The 17,030-nt window shown below is 39.8% G+C and carries 19 protein-coding genes; 11 read left to right on the top strand and 8 right to left on the bottom strand.

What is annotated here, in order from left to right; translation table 11 throughout:
• Positions 1–16 precede the first annotated feature (16 nt).
• The 4 genes from mutM to radC all read right to left on the bottom strand — a co-directional run bounded on the left by mutM (position 17) and on the right by radC (position 2,207).
• Positions 17–832 carry a DNA-formamidopyrimidine glycosylase gene (gene mutM / locus INQ00_RS00095; protein ID WP_065243867.1) on the bottom strand — a complete coding sequence of 272 codons (816 nt, stop codon included), beginning with the start codon at positions 830–832 and terminating at the stop codon, positions 17–19.
• A 72-nt stretch (positions 833–904) separates the two neighbouring features.
• Complete coding sequence (gene rpmG / locus INQ00_RS00090) at positions 905–1,075, bottom strand: 50S ribosomal protein L33 (RefSeq protein ID WP_005613503.1); 171 nt, start codon at positions 1,073–1,075, stop codon at positions 905–907.
• Positions 1,076–1,086: 11 nt separating this feature from the next.
• The gene (gene rpmB, locus INQ00_RS00085; RefSeq protein WP_005599762.1) at positions 1,087–1,323 is read right to left on the bottom strand and encodes a 50S ribosomal protein L28; all 237 of its coding nucleotides are present in this window, start codon (positions 1,321–1,323) and stop codon (positions 1,087–1,089) included.
• A 218-nt stretch (positions 1,324–1,541) separates the two neighbouring features.
• Positions 1,542–2,207, bottom strand: coding sequence for a RadC family protein (radC, locus tag INQ00_RS00080; RefSeq protein ID WP_197546931.1), 666 nt, complete (start codon positions 2,205–2,207; stop codon positions 1,542–1,544).
• Positions 2,208–2,408: 201 nt separating this feature from the next.
• Between radC and coaBC the strand changes: the two genes are divergently transcribed.
• The 5 genes from coaBC (at position 2,409) to crp (ending at position 5,733) form a co-directional block, all read left to right on the top strand.
• Positions 2,409–3,611, top strand: coding sequence for a bifunctional phosphopantothenoylcysteine decarboxylase/phosphopantothenate--cysteine ligase CoaBC (coaBC, locus tag INQ00_RS00075; protein ID WP_197546930.1), 1,203 nt, complete (start codon positions 2,409–2,411; stop codon positions 3,609–3,611).
• Positions 3,612–3,695: 84 nt separating this feature from the next.
• Positions 3,696–4,151 (top strand): dUTP diphosphatase, encoded by a 456-nt coding sequence (gene dut, locus INQ00_RS00070; RefSeq protein WP_197546929.1) that lies wholly within the window; start codon positions 3,696–3,698, stop codon positions 4,149–4,151.
• 3 nt (positions 4,152–4,154) lie between these two features.
• Complete coding sequence (slmA, locus tag INQ00_RS00065; RefSeq protein ID WP_005698358.1) at positions 4,155–4,808, top strand: nucleoid occlusion factor SlmA; 654 nt, start codon at positions 4,155–4,157, stop codon at positions 4,806–4,808.
• 21 nt (positions 4,809–4,829) lie between these two features.
• On the top strand, positions 4,830–5,048 hold the full coding sequence (locus INQ00_RS00060; protein ID WP_005695554.1) for a YheU family protein: 219 nt from the start codon (positions 4,830–4,832) through the stop codon (positions 5,046–5,048).
• A 16-nt stretch (positions 5,049–5,064) separates the two neighbouring features.
• Positions 5,065–5,733 (top strand): cAMP-activated global transcriptional regulator CRP, encoded by a 669-nt coding sequence (crp, locus tag INQ00_RS00055; RefSeq protein WP_014064026.1) that lies wholly within the window; start codon positions 5,065–5,067, stop codon positions 5,731–5,733.
• Positions 5,734–6,242: 509 nt separating this feature from the next.
• Here the strand turns inward: crp and nagE are convergent.
• Positions 6,243–7,709 (bottom strand): N-acetylglucosamine-specific PTS transporter subunit IIBC, encoded by a 1,467-nt coding sequence (gene nagE / locus INQ00_RS00050; protein ID WP_197546928.1) that lies wholly within the window; start codon positions 7,707–7,709, stop codon positions 6,243–6,245.
• Between the two features lie 228 nt (positions 7,710–7,937).
• Between nagE and INQ00_RS00045 the strand changes: the two genes are divergently transcribed.
• The 6 genes from INQ00_RS00045 to nagA all read left to right on the top strand — a co-directional run bounded on the left by INQ00_RS00045 (position 7,938) and on the right by nagA (position 13,400).
• Positions 7,938–8,627, top strand: coding sequence for an N-acetylmannosamine-6-phosphate 2-epimerase (locus tag INQ00_RS00045; protein ID WP_197546927.1), 690 nt, complete (start codon positions 7,938–7,940; stop codon positions 8,625–8,627).
• 11 nt (positions 8,628–8,638) lie between these two features.
• Positions 8,639–9,577 (top strand): N-acetylmannosamine kinase, encoded by a 939-nt coding sequence (locus tag INQ00_RS00040; RefSeq protein WP_197546926.1) that lies wholly within the window; start codon positions 8,639–8,641, stop codon positions 9,575–9,577.
• On the top strand, positions 9,570–10,436 hold the full coding sequence (locus tag INQ00_RS00035) for a MurR/RpiR family transcriptional regulator (RefSeq protein ID WP_005698439.1): 867 nt from the start codon (positions 9,570–9,572) through the stop codon (positions 10,434–10,436). The genes INQ00_RS00040 and INQ00_RS00035 overlap by 8 nt, the downstream gene beginning before the upstream one ends.
• A gap of 9 nt (positions 10,437–10,445) precedes the next feature.
• A complete protein-coding gene (gene nanA / locus INQ00_RS00030; protein ID WP_005695560.1) occupies positions 10,446–11,324 on the top strand; it encodes an N-acetylneuraminate lyase in 879 nt (292 codons plus the stop codon).
• 90 nt (positions 11,325–11,414) lie between these two features.
• Positions 11,415–12,218, top strand: coding sequence for a glucosamine-6-phosphate deaminase (nagB, locus tag INQ00_RS00025; RefSeq protein WP_197546925.1), 804 nt, complete (start codon positions 11,415–11,417; stop codon positions 12,216–12,218).
• A 36-nt stretch (positions 12,219–12,254) separates the two neighbouring features.
• Entirely contained in the window at positions 12,255–13,400 is a 1,146-nt protein-coding gene (nagA, locus tag INQ00_RS00020) for an N-acetylglucosamine-6-phosphate deacetylase (RefSeq protein ID WP_197547478.1), read from the top strand.
• A 63-nt stretch (positions 13,401–13,463) separates the two neighbouring features.
• On the opposite strand, the gene recF is transcribed toward nagA, so the two are convergent.
• Genes recF through dnaA form a run of 3 tightly spaced genes read right to left on the bottom strand, consistent with a single transcriptional unit; the run spans position 13,464 to position 17,030 of the window.
• On the bottom strand, positions 13,464–14,546 hold the full coding sequence (gene recF / locus INQ00_RS00015; RefSeq protein WP_014064019.1) for a DNA replication/repair protein RecF: 1,083 nt from the start codon (positions 14,544–14,546) through the stop codon (positions 13,464–13,466).
• A 5-nt stretch (positions 14,547–14,551) separates the two neighbouring features.
• Entirely contained in the window at positions 14,552–15,652 is a 1,101-nt protein-coding gene (dnaN, locus tag INQ00_RS00010; RefSeq protein ID WP_014064018.1) for a DNA polymerase III subunit beta, read from the bottom strand.
• Between the two features lie 10 nt (positions 15,653–15,662).
• Entirely contained in the window at positions 15,663–17,030 is a 1,368-nt protein-coding gene (gene dnaA / locus INQ00_RS00005; RefSeq protein WP_197546924.1) for a chromosomal replication initiator protein DnaA, read from the bottom strand.

Here is a 17,030-nt window from a genome sequence, read left to right as displayed (position 1 = left end):
TAGGCGTGTATAACGCCTATTTCTTTTTCTGACAATGAGGGCAATAAAAGCTATTGCGTTGCCCAATAATCATACTTTCAATCTTAGTGCCACATTTAGGACAAGGTTTATCTTTGTTTCCGTACACTAACAATTCCTGAGCAAAATAACCTGGACGGCCATCGGGTTGTAAGAAATCTTTTAATGTTGTACCACCTTGTGTAATGGCTTTCGCTAATACGTTTTTAATCGTTTCAACGAGTAAGGCACATTGGTTTCGTGTGAGATTTTCGGCTAATTTCATCGGATGCAAACCACATAAAAAGAGTGTTTCATTGGCATAAATATTTCCTACGCCCACGACGACAGCATTATCCATTAAAAAGGTTTTAAGTGCGGTCGATTTCTTGCGTGATTTTTTAAAAAGGTATTCCGCATTAAATTCATCAGAAAGTGGTTCTGGACCAAGTTTTAGAAAAAGATGAAAGTCACCTAAGCTTTCCGTCCATAACCATGCACCGAAGCGTCTCGGGTCATTATAACGCAGTAATTTGCCATTATTCATTACAATATCAAGGTGATCGTGTTTATCAATAGGACTATCGTGCGGCACAATTCGAACAGAGCCAGACATGCCTAAATGGCCAATGATATAACCTTTTTCAGTATGAATAATGAGGTATTTCGCACGGCGAGAAGTATCTAAAATTTTGACGTTTTTGAGCGTTGTTAATTCAGGAGAGACAACCCAGCGTAATTGTGGTTGACGCACTACAATTTTTTCAATGGTAAAACCTTTTAAATAGGGACTGACACCGCGTAGGGCTGTTTCGACTTCAGGAAGTTCAGGCATAGATAATCTCGGTAATGAATTTGTGATATAAAAAAACCCGAACAATGTCGGGCTTTTTTCAAATCAGCAAAATTATTTGATTTTTGCTTCTTTATAGATAACGTGTTTACGCACTACTGGATCAAATTTTTTGATTTCCATTTTTTCAGGCATATTACGTTTGTTTTTATCAGTTGTGTAGAAGTGACCAGTCTCTGCTGTAGAAACTAAACGGATTTTCTCACGAGCGCCTTTAGCTGCCATGTTTTAGCTCCTTAGATTTTTTCGCCACGAGCACGGATTTCAGCTAACACTGCATCAATGCCTTTTTTATCGATAATACGCATACCTTTCGCAGTTAAACGTAAGGTCACGAAACGGTTTTCACTTTCAACCCAGAAACGGTGAGTGTGAAGGTTTGGAAGAAAACGACGACGTGTCGCATTCAACGCGTGTGAGCGGTTGTTACCCACAGCTGGACGCTTGCCTGTTACTTGACAAACTCTAGACATAATAATCTCCAATAATTTAAATATAAGCTCGAGCTTATGGTTCGGATAATGAAGCTTAAAACTAAGCTTGCTTCCTCGTCAGGTCGCAGTATCCGACCCACTTACTATATTAAAGGTCGCAAATTATACTGACTTTATTTTCATTTCTCAAGTCCAAAAGCGATTTTTCCGTCTTTAAATGGAAATGAATGATAAAAAAATCATCAAATTCTCTAAAACTATAACAGATTATGTTCAGCAAAAGAATAACAAGTCCCTTTGCCGACAATAAAATGATCCAAAATACGAATATCCATTAACTCAGCAGCCTCAATAATTTTTTGTGTGATCATTTTGTCGGAATAGCTCGGTTCTGCTAGGCCAGAAGGGTGGTTGTGAGCCAAAATTAAGGCAGCTGCATTGCAGTAAAGGCTTTCTTTGATGATTTCACGCGGATAGACATTCGTTACATTAATTGTTCCTAAAAATAACCGCTCTTTTTTAATCAAACGATGTTGATTATCTAAAAATAACACCATAAAAATTTCACGTTCTTCATGGTGAAGCTCAGCTTGAAGATAAAGCTTTACCGTAGATGTGTCGCTAAATACATGCTCTATCAGTAATTCTTGCTTCAGATAACGTTTTGTCATTTCTGTGGTGGCTTGCAGTTGAATAAACTGCGTAATGCCTAATCCTTTTACTTTGCAAAAGGCTTCTTTATCTGCGCTTAATAAGGTTTGAAGAGAGCCAAAATGTTGCAGCACGTTATGTGATAATTCCATGACAGGGCAACCTTTAATCCCTGTTCGTAGAAAAATAGCGAGTAATTCGTGATCTTCTAGGGCTTCAACTCCATATTTCAACAATTTTTCACGAGGCATTAAAGGAGAGTTTGTTTGCATATTAATTAATGAAAAGAAAAAAGTGCGGTCAATTTTCAGGATGTTTTCAATCTTTGCGAGAAACTAGTTTTATTTTTGAAATCGAGATCGCAAAAATAAAATTTTTTATTGGCGAAATTTGAAGTAAAATAGGCGACCTTAAGTTGTTAAGTACTAACACACAAAACATATCCATTCTATTAAGTTGCAGCGGAGTAGCAAATGAGCTTGAGCGGAAAGCGTATTGTTGTCGGGATTACAGGAGGCATTGCCGCCTATAAAACCATTGAGTTTATTCGTTTATTACGCAAATCTAACGCAGAAGTTCGAGTGGCTTTAACGCCAGCCGCCGCTGAATTTGTCACACCTTTAACGCTACAAGCCATTTCGGGTAATGCGGTTTCTCAATCTTTACTTGATCCTCAAGCTGAATTAGCCATGGGGCATATTGAGCTGGCCAAATGGGCCGATGCGATTGTGATTGCGCCGGCTAGCGCCGATTTTATTGCGCGTTTAACCGTTGGAATGGCAAATGATTTACTCAGTACGATTTGTCTCGCGACAAGTGCACCTATTTTGCTCGCACCGGCTATGAATCAGCAAATGTACCGCCAGGCGATTACACAACAAAATTTGACCGCCCTTTCTGCGCGAGGTATTCATTTTGTGGGGCCAAATAGTGGCTTTCAAGCTTGTGGTGATGTGGGCGCAGGCAGAATGTCTGAGCCTGCTGAAATTTTCGAATCACTTCAATCACTTTTTGCTATCCAACAAGATTTAGTCGATTTAAGTGTCACTATTACAGCTGGTCCGACGCGTGAAGCTATCGATCCGGTTCGTTATATTTCTAATCACAGCTCAGGTAAAATGGGCTTTGCAATTGCCGAGGCTTTTGCAAAACGTGGGGCAAATGTCATCTTAATTGCGGGGCCTGTTAATCTGGCTACACCGAAAAATGTTCATCGTATTGATGTGACAACCGCCTATGAAATGTGGCAAGCCTCCCTTGAAAGTGCGGTCAAAAATCGCATCTTTATTGGCTGTGCCGCTGTGGCTGATTATCGAGTGGCGGAAGTCGCTGGTCAAAAAATTAAGAAAACCAATGATAACGATGAGCTTTCTCTTAAATTGGTGAAAAATCCAGATATTATCGCTAGTGTGGCAAGTTTAGAAAAAAATCGTCCATTTGTTGTGGGCTTTGCAGCTGAAACACAAAATGTCGCTGAATATGCGAAGAGCAAACTTCAACGCAAAAATTTAGATATGATTTGTGCTAATGATGTATCGGGTGGGCAAGTATTCGGACAAGATCAAAATGCCTTGCAGATCTTTTGGAAAACAGGCGAAAAAGCGTTGCCGTTAGCTGATAAAAACAAATTGGCAGAAGTGTTGGTCACCGAAATTGTTGAGCATTATCACAAATAAAATACGTTCAAAATTCGTTGGATTTTGTGACCGCACTTTTGTATGACAGATGTATGACAGATTTCTTTTAAAGGATAAATAAGCATGAAAAAAATTGATGTAAAAATTTTAGATAGCCGTATTGGCAACGAATTTCCTTTACCAACTTATGCAACCGAAGGTTCAGCAGGTTTGGATTTACGTGCATTGCTTGAAGAAGGCATTGAAATTCAACCAGGCGAAACCAAACTTATCCCAACAGGCCTTTCAATTTATATTGCCGATCCGAACCTTGCAGCAGTGATTCTGCCTCGTTCGGGTTTAGGTCATAAACACGGTATCGTTTTAGGTAACTTGGTGGGCTTAATTGATTCAGATTACCAAGGTCCATTAATGGTGTCGGTATGGAATCGTGGTCATGAACCGTTCAAAATTGAAGTTGGTGACCGTATTGCGCAATTAGTCTTTGTGCCAGTAGTACAAGCGGAATTCAATATTGTCAGCGAATTTACCGAAACTGAACGCGGTGATGGCGGTTTTGGTCATTCAGGTAAAAAATAAACTATGGTAGAACAATTATCTCTCGTAGAAGTTGATGAGATTGCGGCGGAAATCAAACCGCCAAAAATCGAAAAACGCACGGTAAAAGAACGTCGGCAACAAGTGTTGACGGTGCTTACCCATATGTTGCATTCTGAACGGGGAATGGAGCGTATGACAACAGCGCGTTTAGCGGAAGAAGTAGGAGTGTCAGAAGCGGCACTTTATCGTTACTTCCCAAGTAAAACTAAAATGTTTGAAGCCTTGATCGATAATATTGAAGCGAATTTATTTAGCCGTATCACCACATCGATTCGTAACGAAACCAATACGATGAATCGAGTGCGCGACATTATGCAGATGATCCTCGACTTTGCGCGTAAAAATCCTGGCTTGACACGTATTTTGACCGGACATGCCTTGATGTTTGAAGAGCCTCTTTTACAGGCTCGTGTCGCGCAATTTTTCGATCGTCTTGAAATGCAATTTGTGAATATTTTACAAATGCGAAAATTACGTGAGGGGCGGGGTTTTAACGTTGATGAACGCATTATTGCGGGGCATTTAGTGACCCTTTGTGAAGGGCAGTTTATGCGTTATGTCCGCACAAACTTCCGTTTAGGCGCAAATCAAAGTTTTGAACAGCAATGGCGTTTTCTTGAACCGCTTTTTGCTTAATTGACTTTAGTTGATAAATATATGATTATTCCGTGGCAAGAATTGCCAACAGAAACCTTAGAAAATATTGTGGAAAGTGTGGTACTTAGAGAAGGTACCGATTATGGTTCACACGAATTTTCTTTAGAACAAAAAAAACAACACCTACTAAACAAGATTCATAATGGAAGTGCAGTGATTGTTTGGTCAGAATTACATGAATCCATTGATATAAAAGATAAAATGGAATTTCTAAAATGAATCAATAGGAGCTTATATGTCAGAAGATGTAGAATTACTTGAAGAACAAAAGTTACAAGACGATGATCAGCAACGCGATCCTGCTCTGGATTGGTTCCTAACTCACTGTCATTTGCATAAATATCCTGCAAAATCGACCTTAATCCACGCAGGGGAAGATGCCAATATTTTATATTTCTTAATTAAAGGAACGGTGATGGTTTCATCAAAAGATGATGAAGGCAAAGAGATGATTTTATCTTATTTAGGTGCTGGACAATTTTTTGGTGAAGCGGGTTTATTTGATGAAGGCTCGAAACGTTCTGCTTGGGTAAAAACGAAAACCCCTTGTGAAATTGCAGAAATTTCTTATAAAAAATATCGTCAGCTTATTCAAATTAATCCTGAGATTTTAATGTTCCTTACTTCTCAGTTATCAAAACGCTTGCAAAATACATCTCGACAAGTGACTAACCTGGCCTTTTTGGATGTGGCGGGGCGTATTGCTCAGGCGCTTATGCATCTAGCAAAACAACCTGAAGCCATGACTCATCCGGATGGCATGCAGATTAAAATTACTCGTCAGGAAATTGGTCAAATGGTGGGCTGTTCACGTGAAACCGTAGGGCGAATAATTAAGATGCTGGAAGATCAAAATCTAATTCATGCGCACGGTAAAACCATTGTGGTTTACGGCACTCGATAGCAAAAATAACCGTCTTTAATAAGACGGTTATTTTGTTTTTGTTACATTGATGTGATAGTTGAAATGACTTTGTTAATTTTTATACGAAAAGCGAAAAAATACTTCTTCTAGTGCAATATCTTAATTGACAAAATAGCAGAAGACTTCTATCATAACACTGCCTTCCAATGTAGTTTCTTTGGAAGTCAGGATTGGTCTCCTGAATATACAAGTGGCTTTTAAAAGATTCTTAATCTTTTAATTTTATATCGCAGACTGGAACCCCAGAGATGCTTTAAATCTATGGTGGGCTAGGTAGAAATCCCGCAGGGATGCGATGCAGTAAGCCACTTGCTGTTAAGACCAATTCTGCTTAGTTCCACCACCCTTCAAAACAATCTTCAATTTTCAAACTTTCATTTTACTCACTTCAAACGAGAAATTCTCAGCTAAAGTGCGGTCATTTTTTACTTTATTTTTGGCAAAAAAATACCGACCCATTTCTGAGTCGGCATTTCATTTTGTGTGTGTTATTTCACTTTTTGTTTCATGGCTTCAGCCACAAGTTCAGCTTCAGGGCCGAGAACCACTTGTAAGCCATCGTTACCAATTTTCACGATACCTTTTGCACCAAGAGATTTAAGCTGCTCTTCATTAATTTTATGTTGATCGACTAAGCTTAAACGTAATCGAGTGATACAAGCATCAATATTTTTGAAGTTATCAGCACCACCTAAAGCATCAATAAATTTGACCGCTCTTTCTTCACGAGATTGGTTCGCTGCTGGTTGTGCGGCAGTAGTTTCTTCTGCTTCTTCTGTACGACCTAATGTTTTTAAGTTGAAAGCTTTAATTGCAAAACGGAATACTGCATAGTAAATTACGAAGAATACTAAGCCTTGTACGATTAGCATATACCATTCAACGGCTAATGGGTTACGTGATGAAAGCACCATATCTACGAGACCCGCACTGAAACCGAAGCCTGCGATCCAATTCATTGTTGCCGCGATAAAGACAGAAATACCGGTTAATACCGCGTGGATGAAGTAAAGCACTGGTGCAACAAACATGAAAGAGAATTCTAATGGCTCGGTGATACCTGTAAAGAATGAGGCAAATGCACCCGCAAGCATGATTGATGCCACTTTAGTTCTTTGACTTGGTTTAGCGCTGAGATAAATCGCTAATGCTGCACCCGGTAAACCGAACATCATAACAGGGAAGAAACCGGCTTGATACATACCCGTTACACCAACCGTTGCAGTACCTTCAGCAAGTGATTTTGCACCACCTAAGAAGTTTGGAATGTCATTGATACCTGCGACGTCAAACCAGAATACAGAGTTCAATGCATGGTGTAAGCCAACAGGAATGAGTAAACGGTTGAAGAAACCGTAAAGACCCGCACCAACAGCGCCTAAGTCTTTAATGCTTTCACCGAATGACACTAAACCACCGAAAATATATGGCCAGATGTAAAGCAATACGAAGCTGATGAACATCATGACAAAAGAAACGACGATTGGCACAAGGCGTTTTCCGCTAAAGAAGGAGAGTGCTTTTGGCAATTCCACTTGATAGAAACGATTATAAAGTTCAGCTGAAATCACCCCGATCAAAATCCCAATAAATTGGTTATTGATTTTCCCGAAGGCGGCAGGCACTTCACTTACGTCGATATGTTGTAGCTGAGCAACGCTGCCAGGTGAAAGTAGAGTGGTTACCACATAGTAACCCACTAAACCTGAAAGTGCAGCGGAACCATGTTTGTCCTTAGATAAACCGAAAGCAACGCCAACGGCAAAAAGCAGGCCCATGTTATCGATGATAGCACCGCCTGATTTAATTAAAAATGCAGCAAGTTGACTGTTAGCTCCCCAGCCATCTGGGTCAAGCCAATAACCAATACCCATCAGTACAGCCGCTGCTGGTAAGACAGCAACAGGTACCATTAAGGCTTGCCCAATTTTTTGCGCATAACCTAACACATTCATTTTTTTTCTCCTATTTATAGTAATGAAGTATTACTTCATATTCTAAAGTAAAAAAAAATATTTTGTACAAATGTGGTAACTTTATCTCAAAATTGAGAAGCCGATCACAATTTTTGAAATTGTACTTCAAAAAATATTTTTTTATGGTGCAAGTTTTACTGCGTTTTACTATAATGGACAAAAAGCCAAAAAGGAAACCAAGTGTTACTGTCTAATGTAGGAGTTTATATGTCGAAATTATCACATAATGAAGTATTAGATAAAATCAAATTTGGTCTTATTGCTTCTTGTCAGCCTGTTGATGACGGCCCGATGGATAAACCAGAAATCGTGGCAGCCATGGCACAGGCTTCTGTTGTTGGTGGTGCCGCAGGATTGCGTATCGAGGGCATAGAAAATCTTAAAGCAACACGCCCTACTGTGAATGTACCGATTATTGGTATTGTGAAACGAGATTTACCTGATAGCCCAGTGCGAATTACCCCATTTTTGCATGATATTGAAGATTTAGCGAAAGCCGGTGCAGACATTATTGCCGTGGATGGGACAAATCGCCCTAGACCAGTAGATATTGAAAGTGCGGTCAAAAAAATCCACGAATTAGGCTGTTTAGCCATGGCGGATTGTTCGAATTTAGAAGAAGGCTTGTACTGTCAAAAACTCGGTTTTGATATTGTGGGCAGTACGATGTCTGGCTACACAGGTGGTACTGTGCCAGAGGAGCCTGATTATCAATTGGTTAAAGATTTGAAAGCAGCAGGTTGCCGTGTCATGGCGGAAGGACGTTATAACACCCCTGAGTTGGCGAAAACGGCAATTGAAATTGGTGCTTATTGTGTGACAGTAGGTTCTGCATTAACTCGCTTAGAGCATATCGTAAGTTGGTTTACAGAAGCCATTCATTCAGCGAAAAAATAAAGGAAGAGGATATGTCATTAACAGTGGATAGTGGTCAGACATTACAGCGTTGTTTGGCATTAGATATTGGTGGCACGAAAATCGCTTCTGCTATAGTGAAAAATGGTGAAATTCAACAGCGAAAACAGATTTCTACGCCACAAGATGATGCCGCGCAAGCGATGCATCAAACCCTTGCGCAGTTGTTAAAAGAATATGAAGGGCAGTTTGATTATGTTGCCGTTGCTTCAACGGGCATTATTAATCAAGGCATTCTGACCGCACTTAATCCTAAAAACCTGGGTGGATTAGCCCAATTCCCATTAAAAGATAGCATTGCACAGCATACTGATAAACCGATTGGTTTACTTAATGATGTGCAAGCTGCCGCCTATGCCGAGTATCAATTACAAAATCCTAATGATGTTCAAAATTTTACCTTTATTACGGTTTCAACCGGCGTAGGGGGCGGTTTAATTTTAAATCATCGTTTACTTACTGAGCCAAACGGCATTGCTGGGCATATTGGCCATACTTTATCTGATCCTAATGGTCCAATTTGCGGCTGTGGTCGCCGTGGTTGTGTTGAAGCCATTGCATCAGGTCGAGCCATTGAAGCGGTTTCTTCTCAATGGGATGATCCTTGTGATCCGAAAGAAGTTTTTGTGCGTTTCCGTCAAAATGATGAAAAAGCGACCGCACTTGTGACTCGTTCAGCCCAAGCCATTGCAAATTTAATTGCGGATTTGAAGATTGGATTAGATATGCAAAAAGTCGTGGTTGGCGGTAGCGTAGGGTTGGCAGAAGGTTATTTACCGCTAGTTCAATCTTTATTAAGTGAACTTCCCGCTGTTTATCATTGCGAATTAGAAAGTGCTCAATTTGGACAAGATGCAGGCTTGATTGGCGCGGCTTACTGGGTAAAAGATTGCTTATTACAAGCAAAAAATACGGGAGTGGTTTATGGCTAAGAATGGCAATATTTTAAATACCATCAGCTCGTTATATCGTAGTTTAACGAAAACAGAGAAAAAAATTGCGGATGCGATTTTGTTGAATCCCGATCTTGCGGTGCAAGCGCCTTTAGCTGAAATTGCCGCTCATTTAGAAGTGGGGGAGGCGACCTTTGTACGTTTTTGCCGTACTCTCGGCTTTAAAGGTTTCAGTGATTTTAAATTGGAATTATCCATCGAGCTTGCCACAAAAGATGGCAAAGATAACACCGTATTAGATTCAGATATTACCGATTCTGACAACTCATTGAATATTGCGCATAAGCTGAAATCTGCCATCAATAACGTGATGGATGAAACCATTAATTTATTAGATTTTGAGCAGTTGGAAGAAGCAGTAAAAGCCATTCAACAAGCGAATCGTGTTTTCTTATTTGGTGTGGGTACATCCGGTATTACCGCGGAAGATGCCAAAAATAAACTGATGCGTATCGGTGTGCAAGTGGATGCGACAGGTAACAACCATTTTATGTATATGCAGGCATCGTTATTGACAAAAAAAGATGTGGCAATTGGTTTGAGTCATTCCGGTTATTCTCAAGAAACGACTCATACCATGAAAATTGCCAAAGAAAACGGTGCCAAAACCATTGCGATTACGCACAGTCTGCGTTCACCCATCACAGAATATGCCGATCTTGTTTTAGTGAATGGGAATAAGCAAGGCAAGTTGCAAGGCGACTCTATCGGCACGAAGATCGCTCAATTATTCGTATTAGATTTGATTTACGCTTTATTAGTACAGGCATCACAGGAAAGTGCGGTCAAAATAAAGCAAAAAACATTAAATGTCATTTTAGAACAACGTATCAAATAGGAGAGAAAAATGCGTAACTTAAAAGGTATTTTTAGTGCGTTATTAGTATCATTCAATGAAGATGGCTCTATCAATGAAAAAGGCTTGCGTGAAATTATTCGCTATAACATTGATAAGATGAAAATTGATGGTTTATATGTAGGCGGTTCAACAGGTGAAAACTTCATGCTTTCTACGGAAGAGAAAAAACAAATTTTCCGTATCGCGAAAGATGAAGCAAAAGACCAAGTCGCGCTAATCGCACAAGTGGGTAGTGTGAACTTACATGAAGCAGTGGAATTAGGTAAATATGCAACGGAATTAGGCTATGACAGTCTTTCTGCAGTAACCCCGTTCTACTATAAATTTAGCTTCCCTGAAATCAAACATTACTATGATACGATCATTGCTGAAACAGGCAATAACATGATTGTGTACTCAATTCCGTTCTTAACAGGCGTGAATATGGGAATTGAGCAATTCGGCGAACTTTATAAAAACCCGAAAGTGCTAGGTGTGAAATTTACCGCAGGGGATTTCTATCTATTAGAACGCTTGAAAAAAGCTTATCCAAATCACCTCATTTGGGCTGGTTTTGATGAAATGATGGTGCCGGCAGTCTCTCTTGGTGTAGATGGTGCGATCGGTAGTACATTCAACGTAAACGGTGTGCGTGCAAGACAAATCTTTGAATTAACCAAACAAGGTAAATTGGCTGATGCGCTTCAAGTTCAACACGTGACCAATGACCTTATCGAAGGCATTTTAGCGAATGGCTTATATCTCACTATCAAAGAGTTGTTGAAACTAGATGGTGTGGATGCAGGTTATTGCCGTGAGCCAATGACAGCGAAAGCAACACCAGAGCAATTAGCGAAAGCGAAAGAGTTAAAAGCAAAATATTTATAAATTAATGGAAAAGTGACCGCACTTGCTTCTTTCCTCCCTCTATAGCGGGATGGAAAGAATGTCAGTGTGGTACTGATAAGGAAGGTTATTATGCGTCTCATTCCTCTGAACAATGAACAACAAGTCAGCCGTTGGGCGGCGCGTCATATTGCTGATCGAATTAATCATTTTAAACCTACAGCAGAACGTCCTTTTGTATTAGGTTTACCAACAGGCAGTACACCACTTAAGACCTATCAAGAATTGATTAAATTAAATCAAGCCGGAGAAGTGAGTTTTAAACATGTGGTGACCTTTAATATGGATGAATATGTGGGTTTGCCAAAAGAACATCCAGAAAGCTATCACAGTTTTATGCATAATAATTTCTTCAACCATATTGATATTCAACCGCAAAATATCAATATTTTGAATGGTAACACCGATGACCATGATGAAGAATGTCGTCGTTATGAAGAAAAAATTAAATCTTACGGTAAAATTCATTTATTTATGGGCGGCGTAGGCGTAGATGGTCATATTGCCTTTAACGAACCTGCTTCTTCTTTAAGTTCGCGCACCCGTATTAAAACCTTAACACCAGATACCATTATTGCGAATTCTCGTTTCTTTAATAACGATGTAAATCAAGTACCAAAATATGCTTTAACAATCGGCGTGGGTACATTACTTGATGCAGAAGAAGTGATGATTTTAGCAACAGGCCATAATAAAGCCTTAGCCGTGCAAGCTGCGGTAGAAGGCAGTATTAATCACCTTTGGACGGTAAGTGCCTTACAGCTCCATCGCCATTTTGTTTTAGTATGTGATGAGCCTGCTCTGCAAGAATTAAAAGTGAAAACAGTGAAATATTTTACTGAATTGGAAGGTCGTGCGATTCATAGTGTGTTATAAGTGCGGTTAATTTTAATTTGATTTTAGGAAGGTATGATGAAGTATGCATTAATTAACAGCGTAATCTACACCAAAAATGAAGTGTTAAGAGATTATGCAGTGGTTATTGAAGGGGAATATATTCAATCCGTTATTCCACAAAGCGAATTAGAAAGTGGGATTAAAACCATTGATTTAAAAGGTCATAATCTCACAGCGGGCTTTATTGATCTGCAACTAAATGGCTGTGGTGGCGTGATGTTTAACGATCAAACAAGCGTAGAAACATTAGAAATTATGCAAGCGACTAATTTGAAATCAGGCTGTACTAGTTTCTTACCAACGTTTATTACCGCACCGGATGAAGATATCAAACGCGCAGTAAGTATCATGCGAGAGTATTTGAACAAGCATAAAAATCAAGCGCTTGGTTTACACATCGAAGGCCCTTATTTGAGCTTAGAGAAAAAAGGCGTACATCGCCCGGAATATATCCGTGAAGCGACGCCAGAGATGAAAGATTTCTTATGTGATAATGCGGATGTCATCACCAAACTGACCATTGCTGCTGAAAACCCAACGGTGCAATATATTCCTGATTTTGTGAAAGCAGGCATTATTGTGTCTATTGGGCACTCTAATGCGACTTATGAAGTAGCGAAAGCTGCCTTTCATAAAGGTGCAACGTTTGCTACTCACTTACACAATGCTATGTCGCCGATCAGTTCAGGACGCGCAATGGGTGTAGTTGGTGCAGTGTTAGATTCCGATGTTTACACGGGAATTATTGTAGATGGTGTGCATGTGAATTTTGGTAATGTTCGCTTAGATAAAAAAGCGAAAGGTGACAAACTTTGCATTGTAACTGATTCTCTTGCAGCTGCAGGTGCACCACCTGAATTGGAAACTTTCACTTTTGTAGGAAAACCAATTTATGTAAAAGAAGGTCGTTGCTACGATGCAAATGGTACGATTGCGGGTGCATCAATTACCATGATGGAGTCTATTAAGAATGCTGTAGAGTATGTAGAAATTCCATTAGCAGAGGCGATTCGCATGAGTAACCTTTACCCTGCAAGAGCGATTGGTGTAGATGATCGTTTAGGCTCAGTTGAAGCGGGTAAGGTGGCTAACTTGGCCGTATTCACAAAAGATTATGATGTGATTGGTACCGTATTAAACGGCGAATGGAAACCAAACTAAAGTGCGGTCAAAAATAGCATTGTTTTAAACGTAATCCGATCTTTAAACAGATCGGATTATTTTTTATGGTTGCAATTCAGTGATCTTACCGGTATCCACTTGGAACAATTTTCCTTTTCCCACTTGCATCTCTTTGAGTTGACCTTGAGTGATGGCAGTAACAAAGACTTGAGATCCACTTTGTTGCAAGCGTTCCGCAAGCAAGGCACGTTTATGTTGATCCAACTCTGAGGCAAAGTCATCAATTAGGAAGATACAATGACGCTGTTTTTGAATCATTAAATGTTCACCTTGCGCTAAACGTAGCGCACACATCAATAATTTTAATTGACCACGAGAGAGCACATCTTCAACCGGTAATCCATTGGCTTTAAAACGGAAGTCCGCTTTTTGTGGACCTGAAACCGTATAGCCAATGGCTTTATCTCGCTCAAAGTTTTGCGCCAGTAATTCACCATATTCTGTCTCTTTCTCCCAGCCTTGATGAAAGCTAACCGTAATCTCTAATTCGGGTAAAAATAATTGACAGGTTTTTTCGATTTCTGGGCGTAAGGCTTCTGCATATTCAGCACGCCAATCACTCACTTGGTGGGCTAATTTAGCTAATTCAATATCCCAAATTTTAATCGCAGAATAAGGCTGGTTTTGACTTAGTGCAGCATTCCGCTGTTTTAGTAAACGGTTTAATGCGACCCAAGAGGAATGAAAACTGTTATGGTGGTGGAATAAGCCCCAATCTAAAAATGCGCGTCGAAAACTCGGTCCGCCATTTAGTAGGGTCAGCCCTTCAGGCGTAATTAATTGCATAGGTAAAAGGTGAGCGAGATCGGCAATTTTATTGCCGTCTTCACCGTTTATTTTTGCGATGGTATTACCTTGACGAAGTTTTTGTAAGCCAACAGACCATTGATGCTGACTTTCTTGAATTTGGCCAAAAAGCGTGAAATGAGGTTCGTCGTAAGAAATAATGCGATTTGCGACCGCACTTTTGAAAGAGCGTCCATGTCCGAGATAAAAAATGGCTTCTAATAAGCTCGTTTTTCCGCTGCCGTTATTGCCGACTAAAAAGTTAAAGCCGTGATCAAATTCAAGATCCACGGCATTTAAATTTCTAAATTTTTCAACAATTAAGCGGGAGATGGCCATTATTCTTAGAGGCGCATTGGCATAATGACGTATTCTGCACTTGCATCTTCGCTGTTTTCAATTAAGCAGCTTGATGACGCATCAGTGAGGCGAATACGTACTTGTTGGCATTTTAAGGCGTTCAATACATCTAAAATGTAAGTCACATTAAAGCCCACTTCCATTTCTTCACCTTGATAATTCACATCCACGATTTCTTCTGCTACTTCGTGTTCAGGGTTAGATGCGGTAATTTTAAGTTGGTTTTCACTTAAGTTTAAACGCACGCTACGTACACGTTCATTTGAAAGGATAGAAGCACGTACAAAGGCTTGTTTTAAGGTTTCCCAGTTTCCTTCTACGATACGAGTTGCATTACGTGGTAATACACGACGGTAATCCGGGAATCGACCATCAATGAGTTTTGAGGTAAATACAATATGGTTTAAGTGGATACGAAGATTATTCGTGCCGATTTGCAAACGAGCAAGTTCATCACTGCTTTCTAATAAGCGATTCAGTTCTAATACACCTTTGCGAGGGAGAATAACTGAATGGGTTTGTAGATCTTGATCTAATTCGATCGTACAAACGGCAAGACGGTGGCCATCAGTTGCAACAGTACGTAATAAATTACCTTCCGTTTCAAATTTCATGCCGTTTAAGAAATAGCGGGCATCCTGGTTTGCCATTGAAAATTGGGTGGCTTCAATTAAGCGACGCAAGGTGCTTTGCGGTAACGCAAAATCCACTTCAGATTGCCAATCCGTTAGATTTGGATATTCTTCAGCGGGCAGAGTAGTGAGATTAAATTTACTGCGACCTGATTCTACAATGGCGCGATCTTCTTCAAAGGTAACTGTAATTTCAAATTCATCTGATAATGTACGGCAAATATCTAAGAATTTTTTAGCCGGAATGGTGAACGCGCCATCCGCGGTTGAAGAAGAAAGTTGAGTATAGCTAGAAAGCTCAACTTCAAGGTCTGTACCTGTAATAGTCAAACGGTTATCTTCAATTTGTAATAACACGTTATTTAATACAGGAATATTCGGACGATTGCTTAATACGCCACAAACTTGCTGTAAGGGTTTTAATAGATTTTCTCTTGAAATGCTAAATTGCATCATTGGCTCCTTATGCAGATAATGTGCGAATTAAATTCGCCCAATCTTCTTGAATACTGCTGTCTTTTTCACGGAATTTTGGCACTTCACGGCAGGCATTTAAGACTGTCGTATGGTCGCGTTCAAAGGCACGACCAATTTCCGGTAAGCTTTTATTGGTTAATTCTTTTGCTAATGCCATCGCAACTTGGCGTGGGCGAGTGACGGATCTTGCTCTGCTTTTCGATTTTAAATCCGCCACTTTAATTCGATAGTATTCTGCCACGACTTTCTGAATGTTTTCAATGGTTACCAAACGTTCTTGTAAGGCAAGAATATCTTTTAATGTGTCACGAACAAAATCAATATCAATGTGACCACCTTTGAAGTCTTGCATCGCTTTCACACGGTTTAATGCGCCTTCTAATTCACGAACATTGGTGCGTAAGCGTTGGGCAATAAAGAATGCCACTTCTTCTGGTAGCTCCATATTATGTTCTTCTGCTTTTTTCAGCAAAATTGCAACACGAGTTTCTAAATCCGGTGGTTCAATCGCAGTGGTTAAACCCCAACCGAAACGAGATTTTAGGCGTTCTTCAATTTTCTCAATTTCTTTTGGATAGCGGTCAGAGGTCAAAATAATTTGACGGCCAGTTTCAAATAAATTATTGAAAATATGGAAAAATTCTTCTTGTGTTTTTTCTTTCTCTGCGAAGAATTGAATATCATCCACTAATAATGCATCAAGAGAACGATAGAATTTTTTGAATTGATCCATTTTATTATCACGCATTGCTTTTACCATGTGCTGCATAAAATTATTAGCATGGATATAAAGCACGCGGGCATTCGGTTTATTTGCTAAAATACCATTACCGATTGCGTGTAATAAGTGGGTTTTACCTAAACCTGTACCTCCATATAAAAAGAATGGGTTTGCCGTTGGTTCACCTGGAGCAAGAGCAAGTTTTTGACCTACAGCACGGGCGAGTTGGTTTGATTTACCTTCAACAAAGTTTTCAAATAAATGCTTACGATTTAGATGTGATTCAAATTTGCTTGGTGCATCAGATTCTTGCTGAAAACTGACCGCACTTTCTTGATGATTAGCTGTTTGAGTTGAGGAAGGTTCAACAGCTTTTGGAGCTGGTTTTACCCCTTCTTTTACGATAATTTGTAAATTTGGATTTTTAGCAAGGGCTTGGCAAATCTGATGAATTTGAGCCAAGTAATGATTTTCTACCCAGCTTTTCACAAACATATTTGACGCATATAACACCACTTGATCTTGCGAGATTACATCCGCTTGTAGTGGGCGTAACCAAGTACTGAGATCCATCGGGGAAACCTGATCTTGTAGTTGAGATAAGCAATCTTGCCATAGGGTGGAAAGGCTCAC

Origin of the sequence: Haemophilus parainfluenzae, assembly GCF_014931275.1 — a bacterium.
GTDB lineage: Bacteria > Pseudomonadota > Gammaproteobacteria > Enterobacterales > Pasteurellaceae > Haemophilus_D.
This window is presented reverse-complemented; position numbering and strand designations above follow the sequence as displayed.